Source organism: Mesorhizobium sp. M4A.F.Ca.ET.050.02.1.1, from assembly GCF_003997725.1.
GTDB lineage: Bacteria > Pseudomonadota > Alphaproteobacteria > Rhizobiales > Rhizobiaceae > Mesorhizobium.
Genome location: NZ_RZSG01000691.1, coordinates 1 through 3205, shown reverse-complemented (window position 1 = coordinate 3205; position 3205 = coordinate 1). Strand labels below are relative to the sequence as shown.

Annotated in this window: 4 protein-coding genes and 1 pseudogene; 1 reads left to right on the top strand and 4 read right to left on the bottom strand. The window is 65.0% G+C overall.

The annotated features are described in order from the left end of the window. Positions 1–588 (bottom strand): thermonuclease family protein (locus tag EOA33_RS29420; RefSeq protein WP_245482469.1); only part of this gene is annotated, 588 nt, incomplete at its 3' end. Positions 589–882: 294 nt separating this feature from the next. On the opposite strand from EOA33_RS29420, the gene EOA33_RS29415 reads away from it, so the two are divergent. Further along, complete coding sequence (locus EOA33_RS29415; RefSeq protein ID WP_126056501.1) at positions 883–1419, top strand: hypothetical protein; 537 nt, start codon at positions 883–885, stop codon at positions 1417–1419. 36 nt (positions 1420–1455) lie between these two features. On the opposite strand, the gene EOA33_RS29410 is transcribed toward EOA33_RS29415, so the two are convergent. From EOA33_RS29410 to EOA33_RS29400, 3 genes and pseudogenes are all read right to left on the bottom strand, one after another. Then, positions 1456–2013, bottom strand: coding sequence for a hypothetical protein (locus EOA33_RS29410; protein WP_245482468.1), 558 nt, complete (start codon positions 2011–2013; stop codon positions 1456–1458). Positions 2014–2015: 2 nt separating this feature from the next. Then, positions 2016–2546 (bottom strand): L,D-transpeptidase, encoded by a 531-nt coding sequence (locus tag EOA33_RS29405; RefSeq protein WP_245455642.1) that lies wholly within the window; start codon positions 2544–2546, stop codon positions 2016–2018. A gap of 142 nt (positions 2547–2688) precedes the next feature. After that, a pseudogene (locus tag EOA33_RS29400) lies at positions 2689–3205 on the bottom strand (pilus assembly protein); the annotation flags it as partial.

The following is a 3205-nucleotide window of genomic DNA, read 5'->3' as shown; positions in this document are numbered from 1 at the left end:
CCCGTAGATACCGCCGGGCAGCGCCATCGCCCAGCCATTGGAGACGAGCCAGGCGCCGACATCCTGCCTGCCGAGCTTGCAGGGCGCGGCAATCGTGAAGCGGTCGACATCGGGCGGCACCAAGCATTTCAGCGCCCGCCCGCGCAGCCAGGCATTGAAGGCCGCCCGCGCGCGCTGGCCGCACGGCCAGGCGGCTTCGTGAAAGGAACAGCTCCTGTCGGGGTCGATGCCGAGGGTGCCGCTGATCGCCACCGTTCGCCCCATCGCCTCGAAGGTCGCCGACGAGGTGGCGATCGGGCGATAGAGCCGCGTCTCGCGCCAATCGTCCGGCATCGGCGTCTTCGGCCAGTATGCGAGACCGAGTTCGCCAAGTGGCGGACGGGGCTCGACCCGCTCGAACCGGGATGCTTCGAGCTGCGGTGGCGCGATAAGCTCCTGGGCGATCTTGCGTGCAGGTTGCCGCGGTCCGGCATCGAACACAGGCAATGCCGTTGGCAGCGGCTGATTTCTGACGACGTTCAATGCCGGCGTGGCCCGGTTGACCCCGATCAAAGCGCCGGCGTGAAGGATCAGCAGGACTCCGGCCACGAGCTCGACACTCCCTAACGCGATCGCCAGGCGAGACCTTCCCACAGGGACGCCGCCGCTCATCGGCGATGTCCCGGAGCTTGCTGTCGAACAGAAGGCCGACTTGGCAAACTGCTTGAGCGCACCCTTTCAACCCCCGATGAAACGGCTCCGGCCGCCTGAACCCGCGTTTGCGTCCCAGCGGCCCAGCATAGCACGGGTAAGAAGGATGCCGAAGCAAGCGGCTTGTTAAGCTTCGTTAAGGCTTGCGCAATCTCTATTGCCTATTCTGGCCTCGGAATTGTCGAGGACGACATGAAGCGCAAACCGATACTGCTCTTTGCATTTCCGGCCCTCATGCTGCTCATCCTGGCGGCTGAGCGAGCGGCGACATTCCTGCTCGGCGCCTATCCCGCCAGTCCGACGATATGGCGGGTCTGGCTGGAGCTGCGGCCCTTGGCGACGATGTTCTGGCAGCAGGTCGACCTCTATCTCGGCGCTTCGATCGCGCTTGACGCCGCCATCCTCGCCGCTGCCGCGATCGCCTGCTGGATGGCGTGCCAGGCGAAGGCATCGGCCGCCTTCTTCCTGGCCAACCATATCGCCATTCTATTCGCTGGGCTGATGATCGCCGCCGGCAGCCATTCGGAGACGGCGAGCACGATTGCCGCCTTCACCGCGCCCAGCGGCATCCCATTCTCGCTGGCGATCGATTTCACCATGAAGAACAGCCTGGTGCTGATCCTTGGCACTGCGGCGTGCGCCTATTGCCACGTCGCCTTCCTCAGCGAAGCGCGGCAGCGCGCTGAAACACGCGCGATCCGTATTCTCGCGCTGCAGCGGGACTTCTAGACCTGCTGCCTCAATCGCCCGGAACGCCCGGCAACCTCAGTTGATTTTCCGGTAGTAGACCTTGCCGTCCGCCTGCTGGATACGCTGGTAGGCAGGGTTCGGGGCAGGCGGCGCTGCTCGCTTCCTAGGCTGTGGCATTTCGACCGACCCTGGGTTCGCCATGTTTTCGGCGACGGCCGGCGTCTCCGCCTCGCTGCTGGTGGGGGCTACTGCCGGCTCCGGAGCGCTGGCCATAGGTTCGTCGGCGATGGAAGGCCGGCTCTGCCCCAACCGGGCGATACCGCCGTTGACCTCGTTGAACTTCGCCTGCAACTGGTCGTCGAGCTTTTCGAACCGGCTCTGGAAACCGTTGTTGACGGTATCGAGCCGGGCGCTAATGCGTTGCTCGAACTGACCGAGCTGCTCCAGCCGCGCTTCCACGCTGCGCAGGTCGCTGATGCCGCGGTAGAGGTAGACGGCTGCGGTCAGGTTCACCAGCGTGACCGGCGCGGCGCCCGCCACGACAACGCCGATCGTGCCTTTGCGGCTGGGTTTGCCGACGGCGGCTTCCTGAGCGCCGAGCTCGATTGCCGGAATGTCCGGGTCCCTGATCATAGTCATTCCACCACCACCTTTGCGCCCACCGCGACGCGTTTGAAGAGATCGATCACGTCGGTATTGGTCAGGCGAAAGCAGCCCGACGTGCCGTCGAAACCGACACCCTTGGGATCGTTGGTGCCATGTATGCGATAGAGCGTGTCACGTCCGCCGCGTGAAAGATAGAGCGCGCGCGCGCCGAGAGGGTTGTAGGGCCCGGCGGGCACCATCGCCGGCAGCTCGGGCTGGCGGGCGCGCATCTCCTTGGGCGGCCGCCATTCCGGCCATTCGGTCTTGGCCCCGACCTCGACCGTCCCGGTCCAGCCGAAGCCGTCGCGGCCGACGCTGATCTGGTAGCGCAGCGCCTGGCCCCGGTTCGTCACCAGATAGAGCGCCTTCTCGTCCTTGCGGATGATGATCGTGCCGGTCTGTTCGCTGGTCTGGAAGGCGACCGCCTTGCGCAGGCTTGGCCCCATGGCCGGCAGCGGCGGCCGGTCGGCAAGCGCGGACCTGGCCCCGGCCGGCGGCAGGCTCGACGCCAGCGCTGTCACCGCGATGCACGCGCAAGCGAGGGCACGGATAATTTGCCACCTGGAGCGGTTCAGCGTTTCATGGAAACGCAGACCCGCCCCGGGCATCTGTCTTGACGCAATTCCGGACGGAAAACCGCTGCGCACTTTTCCTGGAACTGCTCTAGCGACTGGCATCGCTGAGCCGCTCCTTGAACATCAGCTTCAGGTCCTTGTTGAAGCGCGCCCGCCCGTCGACTTCGGAGGGCAGAATGGCGCGATTCAGCGCGTCGGTCAAAAGCGCGTTGTCGAGCGCCACCGACTTGATGTGCGGCGCCTTGAAGATCTTCTCCAGCTCGCTGCGCGAGAAGTGGTTGCCGAACCATTTGCGCTTGTGCTTGTTGGCCACCAGCGTGATGTTCACCTGGTTGCCGCGCAGCTCGCGGATCTTCTTGTAGAGTCGCTTGCCTTGCCTGAGCGAGGCGACGTTGAGCTCGAAGACGATGAAGATCTCGTCGCTCGTCTGCAGCACGGAATTGTGCCAGGGCGTCTCGATGTTAGGCAGGTCGATGACGATGTCGTCGAACCGGTAGGCGACGAGGTCGAGCAGCCGGAAAACGAAATCGGCGCCATGCGGCTCAAAGGGCAGCTGCGGCCGCTCGAAGGAGTAGAGCGTGAGCCCCGACGGGCGCGACAGCTTG

Bases quoted from the DNA above. Each gene is read 5' to 3' on its own strand.
- EOA33_RS29415 (WP_126056501.1), top strand. From the start codon at position 883: ATGAAGCGCAAACCGATACTGCTCTTTGCATTTCCGGCCCTCATGCTG.
- EOA33_RS29410 (WP_245482468.1), bottom strand. From the start codon at position 2,013: ATGATCAGGGACCCGGACATTCCGGCAATCGAGCTCGGCGCTCAGGAA.